Genomic DNA, 23,083 nt, shown 5'->3' with positions numbered 1-23,083 from the left:
GGTTCCAGTAAGGTCTGGCCAGTGAGCGAACTCGTTACTGACACGCGTCTGGCGATCCGCCCGGCGGAGCCGGACGACGCCGAGTTGCTGCACCGCTTCATCGTCGAGCTGACCGTGGCCGAAGGCTATGCCGAAGAGGTCACCGCCGAGCCGGCGGACGTGCTGCGAGCGCTGTTCGGGCCACGGCCGGTCGCCGAGGCGGTGGTGGCTTCGGTCGACGGTGAGCCGGTCGGCTTCGCGCTCTACTACTCGACCTACAGCACCGTGGTCGGTCGGCCCGGCATCCACCTGGACGATCTGTACGTCCGGCCGGAGCACCGGGGCGGCGGCGTCGGCCAGGCGTTGCTGACACACCTGGCGCGGCTGGCCGTGGAGCGCGGCTGCGGCCGCCTGGAGTGGTGGGTGTTACGCACCAACGACCCTGCTCTGCGCTTCTACCGGAAACTGCACGCCCGCACCCTTGACGAATTGGACGTGCTGCGGCTCGACGGCGAGCACCTGCACGCCCTCGCTGCCGGGTCGCGCGGGCCGGGTCCGACCGGCGGCCGATCCTGACCCGGCCGCTACCGATCCGAGCCTGACCGCTCGACGCCCGGCGGCGCGGAGCCGACGACCGGCGGCGGCACGGTCCAGGCCGGTCGGCGCGACGGCGCGCTCCGATCACGCACCCGAGCTGCGGCGTCGGCGACGGTGGCGGTGACCATCGGTCGCAGGCGGGTGGAGCGCATCACCGCCAGGTCCTCGGCGAGGCTGGTGTCACCGTCGAGGAAGCGCAGCACCCGACTGGCCGGGTTGCGGTCGAAGAGGCGGCCGAAGAACTCCGGCCCGTTCACCAGACCACCGTCGAGCGCGCGCAAGGCCACCGCGTCCATCCACCGGTGCCGGCCGGGGTACGCGGGTGCCGGCACCGGCGGCCGGCCGGCGGCGACCGCCCGGGCCACCTGTTCGGCCTGACGGTGCATCGCCGAGAAGGTGAAGCCGGTCGAGGGTCGGGTGGCGCCACCGCCCGTGCCGAGCCGCACCACCCGGGGCGAGGGTCGGGCCACGAACGGACCGTCGGTCATCGGGATGACACCGTTCTCGACCTCGGTCACGGTGAGCCGGGTCGCATCGAGGCCGAGCAGGTCGCGATAGCCGGCCAGGGCCGTGTCGTACGCCGCTGCGGTCAGCAGGTCGGGCGAGAACTCGGTGTACTCGACGAGCGCGTACCGGCTGTCGACGGGCAGCACGTAGCCGAAGGAGACACCCCGGGCCGGCTGCGGGGTACGGAAGTCCATGAGCACGGCCCGCGCCGGGTCGAAGACCGGCCGGTCCGCCGTCAACCACCAACCCCGGAAGTGCTGCAACCAGTTGGTGCGCCCGGGTCGCCGAGGTGGCCGCGGTCGGGAGTCCAGCAGCCAGCGGGCCCGCAGCAACGGTCTACCGTCGACGGCACGCACCAGCACCCGGTCACCGTCGTCGTCGACCCGACCGGCGGCGGCGCCGATGCGGGTCACGCCCAGCTGCCGCTCAGCCTCGGCGGCCCGGGCGTAGATCGGGCCGGAACGCAGCATCGCGTACCGCAGGGGGGTCAGGTCCAGTGCGCGATGCGCGTCCGGCGTGACCACCTCGACCCGTGACCAACTGGCGCTGAGCAGCTCGTCCAGGTCGTTGCCGGACCGGCCCCAGAACGCCCAGGTGCGGTCCTGCCCACGTCGGTGCACCGGATCGACGACCGCGATCCGCACGTCGCGTACCCGGTGACGGGCCAACGCGGCCAGCACCAGCGACGCCGCACCACCTCCACCGACCAGGGCGAGATCGACGTCGACGGGCGAGGAGTCCATCCGATCACGCTGCCACATCGTCAGGCTCGTCGAAGGAGCAGGGGCCGTTCCAGACCTCTCCACACGACGACGAAAGCCCGCTGGCCGGCACCCGGGTTCGGGTACCGGCCAGCGGCTTTCTGCTCCCCCTGCGGAGGAATGTCTTCGGTTGTCAGCTGGTCGCTGTGGGGTCAGCTGGTCCAGTGCTGGGCGACGAGGTCGGCGGCCTGCTGTTCCCACTGGGCGTAGTGGTCGGGGTAGGCCGACACCTGCACGGTCTGCGCGGCCTGGGTCAGCGGCATGTCCTGCCAGCCGTCGACCTGCTTCAAACCCTTCAGGAACGCCAGGGTGGAGTACTCGGGGTCGGTGATCTGCTCCACCGTGCCCCAGCCGGAGGAGGGGCGCTGCTGGAACAGGCCCTGCGAGTCGTGGTCGTTGCGGTCACCGAGGTGGCCCAGGTTCTCCAGCTTCGACTCCTGCAACGCGGTCGCGATCGACACCACGGCGGCGCGCTCGTCCATGCCGGCCTTCTTCGTCGCGGCGATGATCGCCTTCACATTCGTGGTCTGCTCGTCGTTCAGGTCGACGTGCGACTGGTTGCTCGGGGTGCCGTGCGGCAGCAGCTTGCTGGTGTCGGGCTTGTCGGCCTGCACCGCCGCCGCGACCGGGTTGCTGGTGACCGGGGTGGTGTCGGCGTGGGCGGCCACCGGACCGGCGAACAGACCACCGGTGAAGGCCAGACCCGCGATACCCAGCACGCTCTTACGCAGCATCGTGTTCATCACAGAAGCTCCATTCGGGGGTCGACGCACACCCACACCAAGGGGGATCGGTCAGGCGTACGCAAGCACCAGAAAGGCGCCAGAAAAGGGGGAAGGTTCTCGATCCTCCGGGGCGCGGGGCCTCAGGGCCGCTTCGCGTCGCCGGGACCATGTCCAACGACCGCCGGCCCGCCATCATTCCCGGGGGCCCGCACCCACCCTCGGCGGGCGGCGTCTTCCTCGGCCGTTCACCCGTCTACAACGCCCCCGCCTCCCGCGCGATTCCGCCCTCAACCGGCCGACGGAACCCGGAAACCGGACACCCGGCACATCCGGGCAGTGTCCGCCCACGACGAGGGTGTGGCCCGCCGTGCCCGGCGCAGGGATCAAGCCTGACCGCCCGGAGCCGGGCACGGCGGGCCACACCCCCAACCCCGCACCACACCCCCAACCCCGCCCACAACGGACCCCGACCGCCCCTTTCACAACGCCTGCGGCGTCCGGGGTAACACGGGACGGCAACGAGGATTTCTCATTTTCACCGGATCGGGTCTCAAGCCCACCTAGTGTTGGGCACACCGGTGCTAGTCACGGAGTTGGCCACCCGAACGACGTCCCACGCAGTCAGCGGACGAAAAGTGAGGGAAGACGCGTATGAAGGCAACAAGATTTCTCGTACCGGCGGCAGGCGGAGTCGCTCTCGGCGCACTGCTGCTGCCCGGCACCGCGCTGGCCGACACGACCGTGTCGCCGTCCACCACACCGGTCGGTGGAACCGTCGTACTGACCGCGACGGGCTGCAACCCGAAGTCAGGTGACGCGATCTTCCGGGTCACCGGGCCGGACCGCGACCAGAACGTCCGCTCCACCACCGCCGCCGCCGGTGGCGGGTTGAGCGCGGAGCTGTTCACGGCCGGTTTCACCCTGGGCACGTACACGGTGGCCGCCACCTGCGGCGACGGTACGCCCGACGGCAGCGCGACCCTGACGGTCACCCCGATCGGCGGCGCCGCGGCCGGGGGCCGGGCCAGCGACGACGGTGTCGGGACGATGGCCACCGGCGCCACCCTGCTGGCCACCGCGCTCGGCGGCGCCGTCATCCTGGCCCGGCGACGCCGTCACGCCGTCACCGCCGCGACACACTGACCCACGACTCACCCCATCCCAACCTGCGACGGGTGCCCGTACCGTGCTCGACGGTACGGGCACCCGAGGTGACACGGCAGAGGTGGTTCCCGCGCCCCTCGCGGGCACCGGCGAACGGAGGTGCCCGTGCGGGCGTACCAGTTGGGCCGTCTCCTGGTCGCGGCGCTCGCGGTGACCGGCCTCGCGCTGGTGGGCGCGGGTGCGACGCGGCTGCCGGTGCGACCACCGCAACCGGACGGTACCGCCGCGCCGCACCGGACAGTGCCGGTGCCGCGCCTGCCGCCACTGCCCCGGGCCGTCCCCGTCGAGGTACGCATCCCCGCCATCGACGTCCGCGCACCGCTGGTGTCCGTCGCCGCCGATGCCGCCGGGGCGCTGGAGGTGCCGCCGCTGGACCGCCCGGCCGTGGCGGGCTGGTACCGGCTCGGCGTCAGTCCGGGAGAGACCGGCAACGCGGTGCTGGTGGGTCACGTGGACTCCCCCGACGGACCGGCCGTCTTCTTCGATCTCGGACGGCTGCGTCCCGGGGACACCATCGAGATCGTCCGGACCGACGCCCGGCTGGTGCGCTTCGCCGTGCTCGGGGTCGAGGCGTTTCCGAAGGACCGGTTCCCCACCGACCTGGTCTACGGACCGGGCGACGCGGCCGGGCTCCGCCTGATCACCTGCGGCGGCCGGTTCGACGGGGACAGCGGCGAGTACGTGGACAACCTCGTCGTGTTCGCCAGCAGGACAGCGTGAACCCGCGTTTGACCGTCAGGACGCCGGGAAGACCCGTCGCCAACGGCAGATTCGCAAGGAGCGACGATGGCGCAGGCAGCACGGGCCAGCAAGCGGACCGGCGCGGACAAGGGCGGCCCACCGCCGCGAAAGGTGGCGGCGAAGAAGGCGGCCACCGCGACCAAGCGGGCCACCGGGGCCACCGCCGCGAAGACGCCCGATACGAAGCCCACCCCGACGAGTTCCCGCGTCGCCCGCAAGAAGGCCGTCTCCGCCACCGCCAGCCCGGCCCGCCGCCCGACCGCCAAGGCGACAGCGGCGAAGAAGACCGCCTCGGTCCGGACGGCACCCGCGAAGAAGGCGACAGCGGCGAAGTCATCCGGCGCGACCGCACCAGCCGGCAAGGCCACGGGTACGAAGCGGGCACCGACGAGGAAGACCTCGGCCTCCCAGGCCGCCGCGTCCCGGTCCCGCTCCGCCAGCCCGGCACCGGCGAAGCGGGGCAGCACGATGGAGTCGTTCGGCAATCGTCGGGGTGCCCGAACCGGGTCGCGTTGACCGGCACGCCAGCGAGAACGTCGGTCACTCGCCGCCCGAGCGACGCGAAGTCCCGGCCACCGACACCGTAGGCGCCCCCTGACGACGCGGCCGGTCGGCCGTTGCGGTGACACGCCCCGGTGGCGGTGGCCGACGCCGCTACCGGAAGGATGGCGACGTGGCCAACCGAGACAGACGACCGGCCGGCGGGTCCGAGGTGAATGCGGCGTGCCCGTGCGGTCAGGGCCTGCCCTACGCGGACTGCTGCGGACGGCTGCACCGGGGCGAGGCCGAAGCGCCCACGGCCGAAGCGCTGATGCGATCCCGGTACGCGGCCTTCGCCGTCGGCGACCCGGACTACCTGCTGCGCAGCTGGCACTCCCGGACCCGGCCCCCTCGGCTGCACCTCGACCCCGCCCAGCGCTGGACGCGGTTGGAGGTGCTCGACACCGACCGGGGCGGCCTGTTCGACAGCACCGGCACCGTGCGGTTCCGGGCCCACTACCGGAACGGACGCGAGCCGGGCACGGTGACCGAACGCAGCCGCTTCGCCCGCGAGGACGGTCGCTGGGTCTACCTGGACGACGACCTCGGCTGAACCTGGATCACCGCCCGGGGCCGCCCCCACCGGCACGAGCGGTCTCCGGTCGTCGGCCCGGCCGGATCGCCAGCGCGGCCGCGATCAACAGGTACGGCACGGCGGCGACCGCGAACGCCACCGGGTTACCGGCCATGGTGGCGACCAGACCGTACCCGGCGTACACCACGATGATCGTCAGGTCGGTGCCCATGCCGGCGAGCGAGGTGACGGTGGCCCGCGGCCCGGTGATCCGGGCCTGTAGTCGTGCGTCGGCCAGCACCGAGGCCAGTTGCAGGCCACCGAACGCCACCGCCACCAGTCCGAACCCGGCCGGGTGACCCACCAGCGCACCCGAGGCCAGGGCCAGCGCCGAGCCGGCCAGCAGCACCGCGTAGCCGCGACCGCCGAAACGCTGACCGACCGGAGCGAGCAGACCGCCGACGATCTGCCCGACCGTGACGATCAGGAGCAGCAGCGGCACGGTCGTCAGCGCGACTCCGGTGTCGCGGGCCAGCAGCGGTGTGTACTCGTCCAGGGCACCCCAGACGGCACCGACCCCGGCGACGAGCAGCACCGCCCGGCGCACCGGCCGGCTGCCGCGGGCCTCGGCTACCCCCGCGCGCAGCCCCTGCCACCAGCCGAGCTCGTCCTCATCCGGGTCAGGTCCCGCCGTCGCGGCGTCTGCCGCGCTGACCACGGTCGACGCCGCCCTACCCCCGGCAGGCACGGCGGAATCGACGTCGAGGCCGCGCGGCACGGTGTGGACGGTGTCGTGGGCACCCGGCACGGTGTGGACGGTGTCGGGGCCACCCGACAGGCAGGTGCCGTCGCCGGCCCGGTCGAGATCCGGGCCGGCAACTCGGCGGTCGTCGGGGAAGCGGACCGCGACGGCCGCGGCGAGCAGGCAGGCCACCACGCTGGCCGCGCCGACCGCCGGGTAGCCGCCGAGCGCGAGCACGGGTGCGGCCAGCACGATCGACCCCAGCACGCCGACGGTGCCGGCGGTCCGTGCCCGGCCGATGACCCGGGCGTACCGGTCGGCGGCACCGAGCCGGTCGAGTTCGTCGAAGACCAGCGCCTCCGTCGCGCCGGAGGCGAGCGCGCCGCCCGCTCCCCAGAGGACGAAACCGGCGGCGAACGCCGGATAGGACGGGACGACGGTCCACAGGGTGAAGCCGGCGGCGGTGCACAGCGGGGCGAGGCAGAGCATTCGCCGCCTCGAGGTCGCGTCGGCCCAGGCGCCGGACGGCACCTCAAGCGCGATGCTGGCCAGCGACCAGATGACGAACAGCGAGGAGATCTGCCCGACCGACAAGCCGGTGTCGGCGAAGAGCAGCGCGTACACCGGGTAGAGCAGCACCAGGTCGGTGAGGAACGCGTACGCGTAGAGCGTGCCGGCCAGGCGGCGGGCACTCGGTGTGCTCGGGATCATCGGGGCCTTCCGAGGTGGGACGGGTCACGGACACCTGTGTCGCGGTGTCCGTGGCGGCCCACGGCCTCCGGTGACGGATCAATGTCGCCAGGTCATGGCGCTGATGGTAACGCCGCACGCGGCGGTTCCGCACGGCCGATCCGAGGCGGTCAACGATGTACGGGCGGAACGGGGCCGGTGCCGGCCCCGTTCCGCCCGTCAGTCAGCGCTGCTCGCCGGTCTTCGGCAGCACGATCGTCGAGTCGCTGTCGGCGGAGTCGCGCGGTGCCGGCACCTGCGGCGGGTTCGGGGCGACCACCTGGGTGGCGTCCGGGTCGCTCTCCGCCGACGTCGTTGACTCCGGCCCGGGTGTCGGGGCGGGGCTCTGGCGCGGCAGCGGCGTGGTCGCGTCGGGATCGTCGGCGGGCCCGGTGACGACCTGGGTCTCGTCGGCATCGAGCGGACGTCCGGTGACGACCTGCGTCGCCTCCGGGTCGTCGACGGACGGCGCGGCGGCGGCGGACGGCGCTGCGGGGTCAGCCACCTCGCCGGTCACCGGGTGGGAGGTGTGGGGGGCGGCGTCCGGGGCGCCGGTGGCCGGTGCGGGGTCGCCGCGATGCTCGTCGGTGTCGCGGCGGCCGGCGGAGTACGCCCGGGCGTGCTCGGCGATGGTCCGTGACTCCCGTTCGGCCCGGTCGAGCCAGGACTCCCACCGGCTCTGCATCGGACGGATCAGACCTCCGCCGACCCCGACCACGAGGATCCCGCCGATGGTGGCCAGCACCGCGATCAGCACCGGCGTGGTCACCGCGGTGGCGACACCGATCTGGTTGAGCGCGGCGATGATGCCGAGACCGAGAATGAACGCCGAGGCGACGGTGGCCAGCAGCCGACCGTAGGACAGCCCGCCGAGCGCGCCGGAGATGATGTCCTTCACCGCACTCGCGATCGCGGCGGCCACGACCACGATGACGATCGCCACGAAGGCGCGGGGCAGCCAGGCGATGACCCCACCGATCAGGTCGGAGATCGGGTTCGGCCCCCAGACCCCGAAGGCCAGGTAGAGGGTGAGCAGCAGGATCCCGTAGTAGGCCAGCCGGGCGACGATGTCGCTGGCGTCGTAGCGGGATCGGGCCAGGGCCCGGCGGATACCGCCGCGTTCGACCGCACGGTCGAAACCGACCCGTTCGAGCAGCCGGTTGACGATCTTCAGTGCGGCCTTGGCGAGCAGCCAGCCGACAACCAGGATCGCCACGAAGGCGAGCGCCTTGGGCAGGAAGAGAAGTACTGAGCGGAGGGTGTCCCCCACCGCGTCACCGAAGTCGTCTCGCATCGGATGGTCCTCCACAGGGGCGGGTGTTTCGTCCGGCCCGACCTACCCCGCCGCTCCGGCACAGAAACACCACCCCGGGTACGCCGGGAGCGGAACCGCCGCCCGCCCGGATCTGTGGCAGCGACGGTGGTCTGTGGCCGGCGTGTCGAGCGCCAGGGCTGCCACGGATCGGGATCGGCTATCGACCGGGCATCGCACGACGGGTGCGGCCCAGGACCTCGGTCCTGGGCCGCACCCGTGGGACGGATGGTGGAGCTGGTCGATCAGACGAAGTTCACGTCACTGCACCACATGTACGCCTGGTCGAGGTGCGAAGCCTGCCAGATGACGAAGACGATGTGGCGGCCGGTGTACCCGGAGGTCGAGACGTTGAACGAGATGTTCTGCGCGGGCGAGTACCTGCCGGTCTGCGTGATGAAGTCGAGGTTGCCCCAGCCGAGTCGTTGGGTGGTGGGGTCGAACCCCTGCTTGCTGACGTAGACGCGGAAGAAGTCGGCGCCGTGGCTGGCCTGGTCGTACAGCTGGACCGTGAAGTTGCGGCTCACGTTCGTCGTCCGCCAGGCGCCCGGCTGGTTCAGACTGTTGTTCCTGGACAGCCCGTTGCTGCACAGCTGCCCGTCCGGGGTACGGCCCTGGAAGTTGCCGCCCAGACCGTCCCGCAGCGCGCTCATCCAGTTCCACATGGTGTCGGGGTTGGCCTGGAACGCCTGCCAACACATGGGGTCCTGCTGCTGCATGGCCGGGTTCGTGTGCTGACTGCCCCAGCTCTGCCAACACTGGTAGGCGCGGGAGGCCGGGTTGATGATGGTGCCGTGGGCCTGGACCGGGCTGCTCCAGGGCAGCACGCCGACCATCATCGCGAGCAGCACGGCGAGCACCCGAAGGGGCTGACGGACACCGGACCGGGTTCGTCCGGAGTGGTCGGGCCTGCGTGAAGGCATGGTGCCTCCTCCGTTTCTGCGGTGGCATCGGTGTGGGAGCGCTTCCAACGACAGACAAGCATCGAGTTACGTAGATGTCAACATTGATCTTATTTGGTATTGGTGTGTGGCGAGTTGGTCCGAGTCGTCATGAACGGGCGGCAATGCGGCATCTAGCTGGGACGACGAGCCGGTGGAGCCGGCCGGGCATTCGGCCGATCGACGCCTCGGATCGAAACTTTCGGATGTTGACGGCACGCGACTCAGGACTCGCGCCAGCTCCTCGGGGCGGTGGTGCGGCAGGCTGGTGCGGTGGCGGACGTGGCGGCACCGCACCGCTACTCGCGGCTCAACACCGGACGAACCTCCACGGCGCTCATTCCGGCGCCGAGTGGCCAGGTGCCCGCGATGCGGGTGGCCTCGTCGAGGTCGTCGCACTCCAGGATGACGATCCCGCCGATGATCTCCCTGAGTTCCAGGTAGGGCCCGTCGGTGACGATTGGTCGACCGCTATCGTCGGCGCGTACGGTCCTCGCCGTGGTCCGCGGCTGCAACTCGGCACCCCCATCGGCGATCTTGCCGGTCGGCTGCCACCGCTCGTACCACGCGTAGACCTGGTTCATCAGATCCTGCTCGTCGGCCGGGGGCAGGGCGGTCCACTCCCGGTCGTCACCAAAGATCAACATCGCGTACCTCATCGTCACTCCTCGTGATCGGAAGGGTCGTCGTCCATCTGACGAACGGCCGCCCCCGCGTCCTCGACACGGCGCGGCCGATTGTCGTTCCGGCAATCGGCGGCCGACGGGCCGTCCCTGGCCTTCCACGAGCAGCTGCGCCGGGCGGGCGGAGCCGTCGAGAACCCGGCGTGCCGCCGGTCCGGACCGGGGCTGAGCTGCGCGGTCAGGACGTTTGACCGAGGGCGGCGGCGGAAAGTGTGGCGGGATGAGATGGGCCCGTCACGCCGTACCCGCCGCCGTCACCGCGCTCGCCGCGCTCGCCGCCCGTGACCTGCTGCAACGCGAGCACGCGTTGAGACGCAACTTCCCGCTGCTGGGTCGTGCCCGGTACCTGCTCGAATCGATCGGGCCGGAGCTGCGCCAGTACATCGTGGCGGGCAACAACGAGGAGCGTCCGTTCACCCGGGACCAGCGCCGCTGGGTGTACGCCTCGGCGAAGCGGCAGAACAACTACTTCGGGTTCGGCACCGACAACGACATCGAGTACACCCCGGGATACCCGGTCATCAAGCACCGCACCTTCGGGCGGGCGGTCCCGGCGTCGACGCCGACGATCGGGCACGAGGTACGGCTGCCGGCGGCGAAGGTGCTGGGCGGGGCCCGTCGGCGTACCCACGCGTTCCGCCCCGAGTCGGTGGTGACCATCTCGGGGATGAGCTTCGGATCGCTGTCCGGTCCCGCCGTCGAGGCGTTGAACCGGGGCGCGGCGATCGCCGGCTGCCTGCACAACACCGGCGAGGGCGGGCTGTCGGCGTACCACCGTCACGGCGGGGACCTGATCCTGCAGCTCGGTACCGCGTACTTCGGCTGCCGTGACGACCAGGGCCGCTTCGACCTGGCCCGGCTCAAGGATGTCGTGGCCGGCGCGCCGGTGCGGGCGCTGGAGATCAAACTGAGTCAGGGCGCCAAACCCAGCCTGGGTGGTCTGCTGCCGGCGGCGAAGGTGTCGGCGGAGATCGCCGCCACCCGGGGGATCCCGATCGGGCGGGACTGCGTCAGTCCGTCGCGGCACGCCGAGTTCTCCGACTGCGACAGCCTGCTCGACTGGGTGGAGCTCCTGGCCGCCGAGACGGGTCTGCCGGTCGGTATCAAGTCCGCCGTGGGTGACCTCGATTTCTGGACCGAGCTGACCGACCTGATGCGCGACACCGGCCGGGGCGTCGACTTCGTCACCATCGACGGCGGCGAGGGCGGCACCGGTGCCGCGCCGCTGATCTTCACCGACTCGGTGTCGCTGCCGTTCCAGCAGGGCTTCGCCCGCGTCTACCCCGTCTTCGCCGAACGTGACCTGCACGAGCAGGTCGTCTTCATCGGATCCGGCAAGCTCGGCCTGCCCGACAACGCGGTGGTCGCGTTCGCGCTCGGCTGCGACATGCTGGCCGTGGGGCGGGAGGCGATGCTGGCGATCGGCTGCATCCAGGCGCAGAAGTGCCACACCGACGCCTGCCCCACCGGTGTGGCCACCCAGAACGCCTGGCTGACCCGGGGACTGGACCCGGCGTCGAAGTCGGTCCGGGCGGCGCACTACATCAAGACGCTGCGCCGGGACCTGATGAAGGTCGCCGAGGCGTGCGGGGTGGAGCATCCCGGGCTGATCGACGCCGACGCCGTGGAGATTCTCGGCGGGCGGACCAGCGCCACCCCGCTGCGCGAGGTGTACGGATACCGGCCCGGCTGGGGCCTGCCGTCGGCGGCCGACCGCAAGGCGGTGGTGGAGCTGATGTCCACCGAGGCGCCCCAGGGCGGCAGCGCTCCGCCGTCACCGACCGCCCAGGGCTGACGCCGGCGGTCACACCGGCCATCGGTTCCGGCGCCCGGCTCTGCCTGGACCGCTCCGACGGAAGCCACCGTGCGGGCCGGTCGAGGCCGGCCCGCACGGTGGCTCCCGTCGTATCGCGGGTCAGCGGCGGGCCCCGACTCCTCCGGCGACGTCGACGGCCACCACGACGGGTCGGTTCGGTGTCGTCGTCCCCGCGGGTCGTACCGGTCGGCCCGCGAGGGTGGACGGGATGATCGGTACCGGTCGAACCGGCCGCCAGAGCAGGTTGACCGTGGCCCCGCCGGGACACGACAGGCGTTGCCGGTCGCGGTAGCCCAGCCGGCGATAGAGCCGGAGGTCGTCGTCGCCGTGCGCCTCCGCGTACGTCGGCAGGCCGACGTTGTCCATGTGGCGGTGGCTGCCGGCGAGGACGGCGGCGGCCTGACCGGCCCGGTCGGGATCCGGCGGCGCGGCCAGGAACGCGAGATGGTTGTGCGCCTCGGCGGGACGCCGGGCGGCAAGGAGGCGATCGACCCGCCGGAAGCGCACGGCGTGTTCTCCGCTGGCGTCGTCGAGTCGCTCGTCGTAGCGGGGTGGCGGCGGGATCGGGCGGTAGCGATGGAACCAGACGGTGGCGGCGGTCCCGTCCCTGAGCAGGAACGCGTCACCGAACAGCAGGGCGTGCTCGGTCCAGATGCGGGCGACGGCGGCGATCACGGCGGGGCGCCGCCGCTCGTCGGGCACGAGCCACGCGCCGAGGTGGGTCGGGACGAGGGTGGCGGTGAGCAGGTCGACGATCCAGTCGAGATCGCACCATCGGGCACGGTTGACCGGCAGGTTGACGTGCATGACTACTCCTGGTGGGGCATGAGGTCGGAAGGACGGTGACGGGCCGCCGCGCCACTCGGACAGGCGCGCGGGCCCGGGGACGGTCGGCGGGGTGCGGCCGTCGTCGGATGTCGCGGTGCGCGACCACGACCGGCGGGGCGGTGTGGGCGGGGCCTGCGCTCAGGTCAGGCGGGCCGGCTGCGCGGGCGTGGCGAGCGGGAGGGCTGCCGCCGGTCACTCGTCGATCGGGTCACCCGACCGCTGACCGGCGGGGGCGACCAGCCGGCCCCAGCCAGGTCGGCCGTACCGCTGTGCGAGTTCGGCGCCGGCTCGGTGCCGCTGGTGCCGGGAGCCGGCGACGAGGGCGGCGGGTCCGGCGTGGGGTCGGCCCGCCGGTCCCGGTCGCGCTGTCCACCGTCGACAACCCCCTGGTCGGGGGTCGACAGCGACGCGGCCGGTGAGCCGGACAGGCGACGGGTGAGCTGGTCGGCGGCACCGCGTTGTCGGGCGCTGTCCGGGCCGAGGCCGACCCGGTCAGGGCTGCCCGGTCGCCCGGGCTCGATCCCCGGTGCCGGTGGCGCGGGGTCACCTGCCGGTGCCGGCGGCGTGGCGGGGGCCGGGTCGGGTTGCGGAGTCGGGTCCACCGGTGTCGGGGCGGGCTGGGGCAGCTCCACGACCGGCTCCAGCACGTCGAGCACCGGCTCCAGCAGATCGAGCACCGGCTCCACCAGGTCGAGGACCGGCGTCAGCTCCCGAAGGACCGGGTCCATCCCCGCCATGACGGAGTCGAGCAGCGACGACGCGGGACCCAGCAGCTCGCCGAGCACGGCGGTGAGTGGCCCGGCTTCGGCCCCGGGCAGCGCGGGCGGTTGCGCCGACGGCTCCGCCGACCGGTTGTCGGGTCCGCTCGCGGCGGGCGGCGTGGCGGCGCGCTCTGCCGCCGGTGCCGCGTGCGCCGTCCCGGTCGCGACCGGGGGCGAGGTCGGCTTCGGTGTCGACGCGCTCCGGCCGGTCGACGGCGGTGCCTGCCCAGCCGGCCTCGTCGCGTCGGCCGGTGGCGCGGCGTCCTGCGGTGGTCGCCCACCCGCGGGTGCCGGCCGTCCCGCCGGCGCGGCGTCGACGGGTGGTGCCGACTCGTCGGATGGCGGCGGTCGGAGCGGCTCGGCCCTGGGTGGATGGGCCGGCGGCGCGGGTGGGGCCGGCGGCGGGCGGTCCCGGGGCGGGCGGGCCAGGACGGGCGGATCCGACCGGAGGACCGGAGCGAGCAGGCCGCGAACGAGGTCGGCGGCGCGGGGAGCAACCTCGTCGCGAACGGCGGGCGGCGGTTCCCCACCGGCCTGGGCGACATCGGTCGCGGCGACGTCGTAGGCGTACCACGCCGCCCCGGCGACCACGGTCAGGAACCCGAGTCGCAGGACCGCCCGGACGAGGCCGGGCCGTCGTCTCCGCACCGGCGCCTCCCCGTACCCCGACCGCCACCCATCGCGAACGCACCCTAACTCACCGCGACAGCATGGTCACGAGCCACGGGCGTGTCGACACGGGCCACAACTGGTCCAACCAGTTGACGGGTTGATGTGCGCTGAGCCACACTCGCCGGCATGACATTCGTCCCCGTCACCCGGGCCTCCGTCTCCGACCTGGTCTTCGGACAGTTGCGCGACGCCATCGTCAGCGGCACGTACCGCACCGACGACGCCCTGCCCGGCGAACGGGAGTTGGCCGCGGCCTTCGAGGTGAACCGGCACGCGGTACGGGAAGCGCTACGGCGGTTGCAGCAGCTCGGTCTGGTCCGGATCAGTCAGGGCGGAGCCACCCGGGTGCTGGACTGGCGGGTGCACGCCGGCCTGGACCTGGCGCTGTCACTCGTCCGCTCCGGCGACGTCCTGCCGGTCGCCACCCTGGTACGCGACATGATGGACATGCGGGCCTGTATCGGTGTGGACGCCGCCCGCCTCTGCGCCCGGCGCGCCGACGACGTGGCGCGACGACGGATCGTACGGGCGGTCGAGGAGTTCGCCGACCTCGCGCCCGACCTGACCGCGATGGGTGAGGCCAACATCGCCGTGTGGCGACTCATCCTCGACGGCTGCGGCAACACCGCGTACCTGCTGGCCTTCAACAGTCTGGTGGCCGGTGCCCTGGCGGTGGCCGAGGTGCCGCCGCAGCGGCGCGCCACCGAACTGCTCGACGTCGCCGGGCACCGCCGGTTGGCCTCGGCCATCGCCGACGGCCGCGACGTCGAGGCCGCCGAACAGGCCCGGTCCCTGCTCACCGCCGCGTTGACCGCTCCGACCAGAAAGGACAGCCGGGCATGATCCCCGCCGTGCTCTACGCCATCCCCGCGTTCCTCCTGCTCATCACCGTCGAGGCGCTGTCGTACCGGTTCGCGCCCGACGACGCCGAACGCGGCTACGAGGCCCGGGACACCGCCACCAGCCTGACCATGGGCGCCGGCAGCCAGGTCATCGGGGTGCCGTGGAAGCTGCTCACGATCGGCCTGTACGCCGCGGCGTACACGATCTCTCCGTTGCGCCTCTCCCCCGGTGACTGGTGGGTCTGGGTGCTGTTGTTCTTCGCCGACGACTTCGCCTACTACTGGTTCCACCGGGCGCACCACGAGGTCCGCCTACTGTGGGCGGGACACGTGGTGCACCACTCCAGCGTGTTCTTCAACTTCTCCACGGCGCTGCGGCAGAGCTGGACGCCGATGACCTCGCTGCCCTTCTGGCTCGGCCTGGCCCTGCTCGGCATCCCGCCGTGGATGATCTTCCTACAGCAGTCGATCAGCCTGCTCTACCAGTTCTTCCTGCACACCGAACGGATCAACCTGCTACCCCGGCCGATCGAGTTGCTGTTCAACACCCCCTCCCACCACCGGGTGCACCACGGCTCGAACGCCGAGTACCTGGACCGCAACTACGGCGGCATTCTGATCGTCTGGGATCGGCTCTTCGGCACCTTCCAGGCCGAGGGGGACGCGGTCCGGTACGGCCTGACCAAGAACATCGGCACCTACAACCCGCTGCGGGTGGCGACCCACGAGTACGCGGCGATCTGGCGGGATCTGCGCACCGCCGGCTCGTGGCGGGAGCGGGTCGGCTACCTGCTGCGCCGTCCGGGCTGGCAGCCGGCCCGATGAGCACCGCAGCCGACACCGGTGCGAGGCTGGTGGGCGGACGGTCGCACGGGCCGAACCGGGACACGGCGCTGCTCTGGGCGTTCGCCGTCGTGGCGGGCGTCGAACTGGTCGCCGTCGCCACCGACGTACCGGCCGTGCAGTGGTTGGCCAAGCCGCTGCTGGCGCCGCTGCTGCTGGCCTGGCTGTGGCGGGTCCGCGCGGCGGACGTCCCGATCGCGGTCGGACTGACCCTCGCCACCGCCGGGGACGTCGCGCTGCTGGTGCCGTCGGACATCGCGTTCCTGGTCGGCATGGGCTGCTTCCTCGGTACGCAACTGGCCTTCGTCAGCGCCTTCCTGGGTCACCGCCGGCCCCGACCGGCGGCCGTGACCGGCTACCTGACGCTGTGGGCGGTGGCGAACGCGGTGCTGTGGCCACGGCTGGGCGAGCTGCGACTGCCGGTGCTCGGGTACAGCCTGGCGCTGTGCCTGATGGCGGCGGCCGCCACCGCCCTCGGCCGGCGGGTCGCGCTCGGCGGCGCGCTGTTCCTCTTCTCGGACCTGCTGATCGGCCTCGGCGCGGCCGGTACGACGGTGCCCGGACACGGCGTGCTGGTGATGGCGACCTACAGCGCCGCACTGTTCCTGATCAGCACCGGCTGGGCGGCGGTGCGGCACCGACCTCAGTGACCGTGGTAGAGGGCGGCGACGTCGTCGGCGAAGTGGTCCCGCACGGTCTCCCGCTTGATCTTGAGGGTGGGGGTGAGTTCCCCGTCCGCCTCGGTGAGATCCCGGTGCAGGATCCGGAAGGTCTTGACCTGCTCGGCCCGGGAGACGCTGCGGTTGGCCCGGTCGATCGCGATCTGGATCTCGTCACGTAGCTGCGGGTCGTCCCGCAACGCGGACACCGACGCACCGGGGTGCCCGTGCCGCTCCCGCCAGCGCGTCCAGGCCTGCGGGTCCACCGTCACCAGGGCGGCGGGGTACGGCCGACCGTCGGCCACCAGCATCACCTGACTGACCAGCGGATGAGCCCGGATGCGCTCCTCGATCGGCGCGGGCGCCAGATTCTTGCCGGCGGCCGTGACCATGATGTCCTTCGTCCGCCCGGTGATCCGCAGAAAACCGTCGTCGTCGATCGTGCCCAGGTCACCGGTACGTAGCCAGCCGTCGTCGGTCAACGCCGCCCGGGTGGCCTCCGGATTGTTCCAGTACCCGCCGAACACCACCTCGCCCCGAGCATGGATCTCGCCGTCGTCGGCGATGCGGATCTCCACTCCCGGCAGCGGCCGCCCGACCGTGCCGATCCGCATCGCCGTCGGCAGGTTCGCGGTCAGCGCCGGGGAGGTCTCGGTCAACCCGTACCCCTCCAGCACCGTGATGCCCGCGCCCCGGAAGAAGTGCCCCAGCCGCTCCCCCAGCGGCGCGCCGCCCACGATGGCCAGCCGGCACCGTCCGCCGAGGGTGGCCCGCAACCGGCGGTACGCGGCGAGGTCGAACACCAGGTGCGCCAGGCGGAGCAGCCGCCCGGGCCCGCCCGGGGTGTCCAGCGCCCGGCTGTACCGCACGGCCGCCCGCTCGCCGAGGTCGAAGAGCCATCCCCGGTGCGTGTCCTCGGCGGTACGGCGGGCCTGATCGTGCATCTTCTCGAACATCCGGGGCACGGCCAGGATGAAGGTGGGCCGGAACCGGCGTAGCTGGTCGAGGACCCCGGAGATGTCGGCACTGTGCACCATGGTCGCGCGGTTGTGCACCATGCCGATCTGGATCAGCCGGGCGAAGGCGTGCGCGAGCGGCAGGAACAGCACCGTCGACGCACCCGGATGCAGCAGCTCGGGCAGCACCGCGGTGGCGTTGCCGACGTCGGCGGACAGGTTGCGGTGGGCCAGCACGCAGCCCTTCGGTGGGCCGGTGGTCCCGCTGGTGTACACGATGGTGGCGACATCGTCGCCGGTGACGGCGGCGCGGCGGGCCGCCACCTCGGCGGCGTCGACGGCGCGGCCCCGCACCACCAACTCGATCAGCTCACCGGCGTCGATGCGCCAGGTCTGCCGCAGCCCGGGCAGTTCCGAGCGTAGATCGGCCACGGTGAAGGCGTGCTCGGCGGTCTCCAGCACGCAGCCGACCGCAGCGGAGTCGCCGAGTATCCAGCGGATCTGTTCGGGGCTGGAGGTGTCGTAGATCGGCACGGTCACCGCGCCGATCGACCAGAGGGCGTAGTCGGCGAGCGTCCACTCGTACCGGGTGCGGCTGAGCAACCCGATCCGGTCGCCGTGCGCGATGCCGGCGGCGACGAGACCGCGGGCCACCGCCGCCACGTCGTCGCGGAACTGCCGGCAGGTCACCGGCAGCGCGCCACCGCGACCCGAGCGGCGCACCGGCCACGACCTCGGGTCCGGGTCGGGCCGGACGAACTGCACCGCGTCCGGGTCCTCGGCCGCGTTGCGCCACACCTGCTCCGCCAGGCCGGCGTCGTCGCCACCGACGACCGGCTCGACCGCTGTCTCCCGCACGCCCGTCCACCTGCCGTCACGTCACCCAGCCCAGGCCACCCGAACAGATGCTTACCTCCCCCCACACACCGCACCCCCAGAACCCCCGAATCCACCCCGCGCCAGCCCACCCCGTGCTACCACCCCAGCCCACTTCGTCGATCTTGCAGTTCCGGTCGCCGAAACAACCCTTTCGTGGCTTTCGCGGGGACAGAAGGTGCAAGATCGACGAGTGCCGGGACGGGGCGGTCACCAGTCGTGGACGGTGCCGTCCTGGAGTCGGTTGAACGGCAGGTACGCCGGTTGGTACGGGAACCGGGCGGCCGCCTTCTCGTCCAGTTCGACGCCGAGACCGGGCTGCTCGCCCGGGTGCAGGTAGCCGTCGGTGAAGGTGAACGACTGGCGGAACACCTCGTTGGTGAGCGCGCCGTGCCGCATGTACTCCTGGATGCCGAAGTTGTGGATGGCCAGGTCGAGGTGCAGTGCGGCGGCCATGCCGACCGGCGAGATGTCGGTCGGCCCGTGGATGCCGGATTTGATCTGGTACTGGGCGGCGAAGTCGAGCAGCTTGCGCATGGCCGTGATCCCCCCGGTGTGGGTGACCGCGGAGCGTACGTAGTCGATCAACTGTTCCCGGATCAGGGTCTGGTAGTCCCAGACGGTGTTGAACACCTCACCGATCGCCAGCGGCGTGGTCGTGTGCTGCCGGACCAGCCGCAGCGCCTCCTGGTTCTCCGCCGGAGTGCAGTCCTCCAGCCAGAACAGGTCGTACGGTTCGAGGGCCTTGCCCAGCTTCGCGGCCTGGATCGGGGTCATCCGGTGATGTCCGTCGTGCAGCAGCGGCAGTTCGGGCCCGAACTCGTTGCGGACCGCCTCGAAGACGCCGGGCAGGTGGCGCAGGTACGCCCGGGTGTCCCAGTCCTCCTCGGCCGGCAACGGGGTGCGCTGCGCCGGCTCGTAGTCGTAGCGTTTGCCGTCCGCGCTGGGCTGGGTGGCCACCCCGTACACGGCGTTGATGCCCGGCACGGAGGTCTGCACCCGGATCGACCGGAAGCCGAGATCGAGGTGGGCCCGGATGGAGTCGAACAGCTCCGGCAGGTCCCGCCCGGAGGCGTGCCCGTACGCCATGACGCCGGTCCGGGACGCGCCGCCGAGCAGCTGGTAGAGCGGCATCCCGGCGGCGTTGGCCTTGATGTCCCAGAGCGCGACGTCGACCGCCGCGATGGCCGCCATGGTGACCGGACCGCGCCGCCAGTACGCCGAGCGGTACAGGAACTGCCAGGCGTCCTCGATGCGATGGGCGTCGCGCCCGAGCAGCAACGGCACCACGTGGTCGCGCAGGTACGAGGCGACGGAGAGTTCGCGCCCGTTCAGCGTCCCGTCGCCGAGGCCGGTGTGCCCGTCCTCGGTGGTGATCCTCAGGGTGACGAAGTTGCGGTCCGGGCTGGTGACGATGACGTCGGCGGCCACGATCTTCACGAGGGGTGCCTTTCCCGCGGGCCGTCAACCCGGCGGCGGCACCGGCGGCGGGTCGGGGGAACCCGAGTTGAGCTCGACGTTGTACTGGCCCGAGATGCTAGGCCACAACGCCGCCGCGCCGCCATCCGCGGCCGGGAACCCGCCGTGGCCGGCGGCCCGCCCGATGTGGTGCAGCACCTGGTGGACGTGCGGACGGACCTGGGCGCGCAACGTGGCGCTCCAGCGCTCCTGCTCGTAGCGGTGGTGCAGGTACAGCCGGCGGGCGTGGGCCAGGACCGGCCGGTGTTCCGGCGGCAGGCGGGCCAGCGCCCAGTCGGCGGCGACGTCCTTGGCGCGTACCTCGCCGGTGGCCACGGTGAACCAGACGCGGGCGAGGGTGAGCAGCACGTTGCGGGTGTCGCCGTCGAGGTCGTCGAGCAGACCCGGTACGCCGGCCACGCTCGCCCGGACCACGTCGGCCCGGGGCACCGCCCCGAGCAGTCGTGCCGGGGGCGGTCCGGCCAGCGGGTGGTCGCCGGCGCGGACGGCCGCGACCACCAGCGCCAGGTCCACCATCGTCTCCGGCCGCGGCACGACGCCGGCCAGGTACGCCTCGCGCCGCCACTCGCCGTACTGGAAGTCCGCGGTCGGCGGGTAGCGCCACGGTCGCACCTCGGCGGCGACGACCACGGTCAACTCGATCGGGCGGGCCCGGTGCGCCGGACCGGAGATGGCCAGCAGCCCGTCGAGCAGCGACCGCCGCTCCCGGTCGGTCAGGGTGCGGGCGGCGACCGCGAGGACGTCGATGTCGCTGGCGGGACGCAACCCGCCGAGCACCGCCGAGCCGTGCAGGTAGGCGCCGAGGAGCCGGTCGCCGAGCACCTGATCGAGGAGTCCGACGAGCGGCCGGATCTGGTCGGTCACGGTTCGAGTGTCGTTCCGGCCGCGCGGGCGGGCCACCGCTTTAGCCGGCGCGCGGCGGCCGGTACCGGTGGTGCGTACGATGCGGCCCATGGCGTTGTTGCACCGAGCGGACATCCGTCCCACCAAACTGGAACTGTTGGCCGCCTGGCTACCGGGCCGCGGCTGGTACGTCGGCCGCGCCGAGGTGGCACGCGTGGCCGCGTACCGGTTCGACGACCCGGCCGGGCAGGTGGGCATCGAGACCCTGCTGGTACGCGGCGGCGACGGGCCGGTGCACCAGGTGCCGTTGACCTACCGTGGCGCGCCGCTGGACGGAGCCGACGAGTGGCTGGTCGGCACCACCGAACACTCGGTGCTCGGCCGACGCTGGGTCTACGACGCGGTCGGCGACCCGGTGTACGCGGCCGCCCTGGCCGAGGCCATCCTGGCCGGCACCGGGCAGGCCGAGGAGTACTTCGAGGTCGACGGCCGGCGCGAGGTGCGCCCACCCAGCATGGGCATCACCAGCGACACGCCCGCGGTCGACGTGCCCCCGGTCGGCGCGGTGCGCCGGGTGGTCGACGGCGACCCGACGCTCATCGTCACCGACACCGTCGAGCTGGCTGTGATCCGCCGCCCCGGATCCGCCGCCGCCCCGGTCGGTGCCACGTTGACCGGCACCTGGGACGACGCGCGGGCCCCGCTGGCGTACGCCGCGCCGCGCTGAGCCACCACGCACACCGCGCTGCCGGCCCCGCGCCGACCCGCCGGGCGGCACGTCGACCGGCACCGCGGCGGCGGGCGGCGCCGGTCAGGCCAGGACGACGGGGTTGGTCAGGGCCGCCATCCGCCGGTCAGGGTGGCGCACCTCGGCGCGGACGAAGCCGCTGTCCCGCGCGGTGGTGCGCCAGCGGACCGTGCCCGAGCCATCCGCGGGCAGTCGCTCACGGAGCACGGTGCCGCGTTCGGTGTGCAGACTGACGGTGCCGGCCGGTACCCCGGACACCCGCAGCCGCACGTCGATCGGTGCGCCGCCGGAGTCGAGGCGCTCGCCGACGCTGACGTCGCGGTCACCTGCCGTGGCGGCGAACGCCAGGTCGACGGTGGCGGAGCCGGCGATCCAGCTCCGGCCGGCCCGCAGGCCGGCGAGGACCGCCTGGACGCTCAACTCCGCGGCGAGGACCACGGTGTGCGGGGTGCCGAGCTGACCGGCGAGGTGGGTGTCGCTGTTGCCGACCGCCGGCCACCACCGTCCCCGATGGATGTCGTGACCGAGGTTGCGTCCCCACTCGGCCAACGCCGCCTCGTTGTCGGCGTTCCACGGCAGGTCAGAACGCCACTGCCCGTTCCACACCTCCACCGCGTCGAAGCACCGGTACGGGTAGGCCAGGGTTCCGGACTCGTACGGCGCGTACGGGTGGGCGGCCACGCAAAGTCCTCCGGACCGGCGGACCTGCGCCAACTGCTCGTCGATGGCGTCGTCGCGCACGCCGTAGCGCCACTCGATCTGGTGCCCGGGATCGAGGCCGAGGGCGAGCCAGTGGCCGGTGTGGGTGGTGACCTCCTGACCGAGAATGACCAGCAGGTCGTCGCCCGCGTACCGGCCCCAGTCGCCGTGCCCGGCCGAGGTGTTGTGCTCGGTGGCGGCGACGAAGTCCAGCCCGACCTCGCGAGCGGCGGCGGCGAGTTGCCCCGGGGTGAGTTCGCCGCCGGCCGAACGCACCGTGTGCAGGTGGACGTCGCCCCGGTACCAGCCGGTCCCCCGACCCGCCACCCGCCGGGCCGGGTACTGCGCCCCGGCGGGTCGCCGGTCGTCAGTCACGCGAGGGTCGCATGAGGCGCTCGGCGGAGCCGAACGCGTAGCCCCGCGACTCGATCAACTCCGAGTCGTCGCGTTCCCAGGTCAGTTCTTCGACCACCTCGACGACACCGGCGAGCCTGGCCGTGTGATCGGCCACCATACCGGCGAGGCTGCGACTCTCGACGCTGCCGGACAACGTCACCACACCGTCCACCACACCCACCGTCACGGTGTTCGGGTCGATCCACAGGCCGCGCAGGACGATGTCGACGACGTCGGCGCTGATCTCCTCGTCCGGCCGGGTGTGGATCCGCAGCAGGTCCCGCCGGGACACGATCCCGACGAGCCGCCGGTCGGTGTCCACGACCGGCATCCGCTTGACCCGTGCCGTCTCCATCCGCCGAGCGGCCGCGGCGACCGATGCCGTCGGCTCGACCACCACCGCCGGCACGGTCATCAGGTCGGCGGCGACGGTGGCCTGTGCCTTCGCCGCCACCCGGCGAACGCCGATGATCCGGCGGTGCCGCTCGTCCCCCGCAGCCTCGATCTTGTGCAGCAGATCGGCTTCGGACACCACGCCGAGCACGTGCCCGTCCGGGTCCACCACGGGCGCGGCGCTGACCCCCCTGCCCATCAGCGTGTCGACCACTTCGCGGTACGAGGTGTCCGGCTGCACCGACACGACGTCACCTGTCATCACGTCGCTGACCGTCCACTGTGGCTTTCGCTTCGGAGTATTGGTGGTCATCGTTCGCCTCCCTGCCCTTCCAGC

22 protein-coding genes and 1 pseudogene are annotated in these 23,083 nt (G+C 72.5%); 10 read left to right on the top strand and 13 right to left on the bottom strand.

Going from position 1 to position 23,083, the window contains the following annotated elements:
* The first annotated feature begins 21 nt into the window (after positions 1-21).
* Positions 22-555 (top strand): GNAT family N-acetyltransferase, encoded by a 534-nt coding sequence (locus O7597_RS27780; RefSeq protein ID WP_281581190.1) that lies wholly within the window; start codon positions 22-24, stop codon positions 553-555.
* 8 nt (positions 556-563) lie between these two features.
* Here O7597_RS27780 and O7597_RS27775 read toward each other — a convergent pair whose 3' ends face one another.
* Positions 564-1,844 carry a lycopene cyclase family protein gene (locus O7597_RS27775; RefSeq protein ID WP_281581189.1) on the bottom strand — a complete coding sequence of 427 codons (1,281 nt, stop codon included), beginning with the start codon at positions 1,842-1,844 and terminating at the stop codon, positions 564-566.
* 152 nt (positions 1,845-1,996) lie between these two features.
* The gene (locus O7597_RS27770; protein ID WP_281581188.1) at positions 1,997-2,587 is read right to left on the bottom strand and encodes a hypothetical protein; all 591 of its coding nucleotides are present in this window, start codon (positions 2,585-2,587) and stop codon (positions 1,997-1,999) included.
* A gap of 633 nt (positions 2,588-3,220) precedes the next feature.
* Between O7597_RS27770 and O7597_RS27765 the strand changes: the two genes are divergently transcribed.
* The 4 genes from O7597_RS27765 to O7597_RS27750 all read left to right on the top strand — a co-directional run bounded on the left by O7597_RS27765 (position 3,221) and on the right by O7597_RS27750 (position 5,567).
* Entirely contained in the window at positions 3,221-3,712 is a 492-nt protein-coding gene (locus O7597_RS27765) for a hypothetical protein (RefSeq protein ID WP_281581187.1), read from the top strand.
* A 126-nt stretch (positions 3,713-3,838) separates the two neighbouring features.
* Entirely contained in the window at positions 3,839-4,453 is a 615-nt protein-coding gene (locus tag O7597_RS27760; protein ID WP_269741656.1) for a class F sortase, read from the top strand.
* 66 nt (positions 4,454-4,519) lie between these two features.
* Positions 4,520-4,990, top strand: a complete 471-nt coding sequence (locus tag O7597_RS27755) for a hypothetical protein (protein ID WP_269741655.1) — start codon at positions 4,520-4,522, stop codon at positions 4,988-4,990.
* A gap of 157 nt (positions 4,991-5,147) precedes the next feature.
* Complete coding sequence (locus tag O7597_RS27750) at positions 5,148-5,567, top strand: YchJ family metal-binding protein (protein ID WP_281581186.1); 420 nt, start codon at positions 5,148-5,150, stop codon at positions 5,565-5,567.
* Positions 5,568-5,574: 7 nt separating this feature from the next.
* Here O7597_RS27750 and O7597_RS27745 read toward each other — a convergent pair whose 3' ends face one another.
* From O7597_RS27745 to O7597_RS27730, 4 genes and pseudogenes are all read right to left on the bottom strand, one after another.
* The gene (locus tag O7597_RS27745) at positions 5,575-6,981 is read right to left on the bottom strand and encodes an MFS transporter (protein WP_269741653.1); all 1,407 of its coding nucleotides are present in this window, start codon (positions 6,979-6,981) and stop codon (positions 5,575-5,577) included.
* Positions 6,982-7,582: 601 nt separating this feature from the next.
* A pseudogene (locus O7597_RS27740) lies at positions 7,583-8,293 on the bottom strand (hypothetical protein); the annotation flags it as partial.
* 263 nt (positions 8,294-8,556) lie between these two features.
* Positions 8,557-9,234: a lytic polysaccharide monooxygenase gene (locus tag O7597_RS27735; RefSeq protein ID WP_281581185.1), complete on the bottom strand. Its 678-nt coding sequence runs from the start codon at positions 9,232-9,234 to the stop codon at positions 8,557-8,559.
* Between the two features lie 317 nt (positions 9,235-9,551).
* A complete protein-coding gene (locus tag O7597_RS27730; RefSeq protein ID WP_269741651.1) occupies positions 9,552-9,911 on the bottom strand; it encodes a YciI family protein in 360 nt (119 codons plus the stop codon).
* A 244-nt stretch (positions 9,912-10,155) separates the two neighbouring features.
* On the opposite strand from O7597_RS27730, the gene O7597_RS27725 reads away from it, so the two are divergent.
* A complete protein-coding gene (locus tag O7597_RS27725) occupies positions 10,156-11,730 on the top strand; it encodes an FMN-binding glutamate synthase family protein (RefSeq protein ID WP_281581184.1) in 1,575 nt (524 codons plus the stop codon).
* 120 nt (positions 11,731-11,850) lie between these two features.
* On the opposite strand, the gene O7597_RS27720 is transcribed toward O7597_RS27725, so the two are convergent.
* On the bottom strand, positions 11,851-12,558 hold the full coding sequence (locus O7597_RS27720; RefSeq protein ID WP_269741649.1) for a hypothetical protein: 708 nt from the start codon (positions 12,556-12,558) through the stop codon (positions 11,851-11,853).
* Positions 12,559-12,722: 164 nt separating this feature from the next.
* Positions 12,723-13,988, bottom strand: coding sequence for a hypothetical protein (locus O7597_RS27715; protein WP_281581183.1), 1,266 nt, complete (start codon positions 13,986-13,988; stop codon positions 12,723-12,725).
* Positions 13,989-14,138: 150 nt separating this feature from the next.
* On the opposite strand from O7597_RS27715, the gene O7597_RS27710 reads away from it, so the two are divergent.
* From O7597_RS27710 to O7597_RS27700, 3 genes are read left to right on the top strand one after another with little or no spacing between them, the layout of a single operon-like run.
* Entirely contained in the window at positions 14,139-14,855 is a 717-nt protein-coding gene (locus tag O7597_RS27710; RefSeq protein WP_269741647.1) for a GntR family transcriptional regulator, read from the top strand.
* Positions 14,852-15,679 carry a sterol desaturase family protein gene (locus tag O7597_RS27705; protein WP_281581182.1) on the top strand — a complete coding sequence of 276 codons (828 nt, stop codon included), beginning with the start codon at positions 14,852-14,854 and terminating at the stop codon, positions 15,677-15,679. The genes O7597_RS27710 and O7597_RS27705 overlap by 4 nt, the downstream gene beginning before the upstream one ends.
* A complete protein-coding gene (locus O7597_RS27700) occupies positions 15,676-16,347 on the top strand; it encodes a lysoplasmalogenase (RefSeq protein WP_281581181.1) in 672 nt (223 codons plus the stop codon). The genes O7597_RS27705 and O7597_RS27700 overlap by 4 nt, the downstream gene beginning before the upstream one ends.
* On the opposite strand, the gene O7597_RS27695 is transcribed toward O7597_RS27700, so the two are convergent.
* The 3 genes from O7597_RS27695 to O7597_RS27685 form a co-directional block, all read right to left on the bottom strand.
* On the bottom strand, positions 16,341-18,170 hold the full coding sequence (locus tag O7597_RS27695) for an AMP-dependent synthetase/ligase (protein WP_281581180.1): 1,830 nt from the start codon (positions 18,168-18,170) through the stop codon (positions 16,341-16,343). The genes O7597_RS27700 and O7597_RS27695 overlap by 7 nt on opposite strands.
* Positions 18,171-18,398: 228 nt before the next feature.
* The gene (gene manD / locus O7597_RS27690; protein WP_281581179.1) at positions 18,399-19,628 is read right to left on the bottom strand and encodes a D-mannonate dehydratase ManD; all 1,230 of its coding nucleotides are present in this window, start codon (positions 19,626-19,628) and stop codon (positions 18,399-18,401) included.
* A 24-nt stretch (positions 19,629-19,652) separates the two neighbouring features.
* Positions 19,653-20,531 (bottom strand): aminoglycoside adenylyltransferase family protein, encoded by an 879-nt coding sequence (locus O7597_RS27685; RefSeq protein WP_281581178.1) that lies wholly within the window; start codon positions 20,529-20,531, stop codon positions 19,653-19,655.
* 88 nt (positions 20,532-20,619) lie between these two features.
* On the opposite strand from O7597_RS27685, the gene O7597_RS27680 reads away from it, so the two are divergent.
* Positions 20,620-21,237 carry a hypothetical protein gene (locus O7597_RS27680; RefSeq protein WP_281581177.1) on the top strand — a complete coding sequence of 206 codons (618 nt, stop codon included), beginning with the start codon at positions 20,620-20,622 and terminating at the stop codon, positions 21,235-21,237.
* A gap of 84 nt (positions 21,238-21,321) precedes the next feature.
* Here O7597_RS27680 and O7597_RS27675 read toward each other — a convergent pair whose 3' ends face one another.
* Both O7597_RS27675 and O7597_RS27670 read right to left on the bottom strand, forming a co-directional pair.
* Positions 21,322-22,332, bottom strand: a complete 1,011-nt coding sequence (locus O7597_RS27675) for a CehA/McbA family metallohydrolase (protein ID WP_281581176.1) — start codon at positions 22,330-22,332, stop codon at positions 21,322-21,324.
* Positions 22,325-23,059 carry a CBS domain-containing protein gene (locus tag O7597_RS27670; protein WP_281581175.1) on the bottom strand — a complete coding sequence of 245 codons (735 nt, stop codon included), beginning with the start codon at positions 23,057-23,059 and terminating at the stop codon, positions 22,325-22,327. Before O7597_RS27670 ends, O7597_RS27675 begins: the two co-directional genes overlap by 8 nt.
* Positions 23,060-23,083 lie beyond the last annotated feature (24 nt).

The sequence above is a fragment of the Verrucosispora sp. WMMC514 genome (assembly GCF_027497295.1).
Taxonomy (GTDB): Bacteria; Actinomycetota; Actinomycetes; order Mycobacteriales; family Micromonosporaceae; genus Micromonospora; species Micromonospora palythoicola.
This window is presented reverse-complemented; position numbering and strand designations above follow the sequence as displayed.